1 rRNA gene (running past both ends of the window) is annotated in these 1175 nt (G+C 54.5%); it reads left to right on the forward strand.

From position 1 onward, the window contains the following. Positions 1-1175 (forward strand): 23S ribosomal RNA (locus E9228_RS16725) (it extends past both window edges: 182 nt to the left, 1961 nt to the right).

The raw sequence follows: 1175 nt of genomic DNA on the forward strand, positions 1-1175 counted from the left end.
AGGAGCTGTGAGCCGAGGATTTCCGAATGGGGAAACCCCGCCAGGCGCTTTTGTGACCTGGTGACTCCCGCCTGAATATATAGGGCGGGTAGAGGGAACGTGGGGAAGTGAAACATCTCAGTACCCACAGGAAGAGAAAACAACATGTGATTCCGTGAGTAGTGGCGAGCGAAAACGGATGAGGCTAAACCGATCATGTGTGATAGCCGGCGGGCGTTGCATGGTCGGGGTTGTGGGACACGTCGCTCAGTTCTGCCGGACTGGGACGGTTACAGCGCATCATAGTCGAACCGGTTTGAAAGCCGGGCCGTAGTGGGTGCCAGCCCCGTAGACGAAATGGTGTTATGGCCGGATGTGTATCCCAAGTAGCACGGGGCCCGAGAAATCCCGTGTGAATCTGTCAGGACCACCTGATAAGCCTAAATACTCCCAGATGACCGATAGCGGACAAGTACCGTGAGGGAAAGGTGAAAAGTACCCCGGGAGGGGAGTGAAATAGTACCTGAAACCGTTTGCTTACAAACCGTCGGAGCCTCCTTTGTAGGGGTGACGGCGTGCCTTTTGAAGAATGAGCCTGCGAGTTAGCGATATGTGGCGAGGTTAACCCGTGTGGGGTAGCCGTAGCGAAAGCGAGTCTGAATAGGGCGATTCAGTCGCATGTCCTAGACCCGAAGCGAAGTGATCTATCCATGGCCAGGTTGAAGCGACGGTAAGACGTCGTGGAGGACCGAACCCACTTCAGTTGAAAATGGAGGGGATGAGCTGTGGATAGGGGTGAAAGGCCAATCAAACTTCGTGATAGCTGGTTCTCTCCGAAATGCATTTAGGTGCAGCGTTGCGTGTTTCTCGCCGGAGGTAGAGCTACTGGATGGCCGATGGGCCTCAACAGGTTACTGACGTCAGCCAAACTCCGAATGCCGGTGAGTGAGAGCGCAGCAGTGAGACGGTGGGGGATAAGCTTCATCGTCGAGAGGGAAACAACCCAGACTACCAACTAAGGTCCCTAAGCGTGTGCTAAGTGGGAAAGGATGTGGAGTTGCACAGACAACCAGGAGGTTGGCTTAGAAGCAGCCACCCTTGAAAGAGTGCGTAATAGCTCACTGGTCAAGTGATTCCGCGCCGACAATGTAACGGGGCTCAAGCACACCACCGAAGTTGTAGATTTCGCACACTAG

The sequence above is a fragment of the Curtobacterium salicis genome (assembly GCF_011759505.1).
Classification (GTDB): domain Bacteria; phylum Actinomycetota; class Actinomycetes; order Actinomycetales; family Microbacteriaceae; genus Curtobacterium; species Curtobacterium salicis.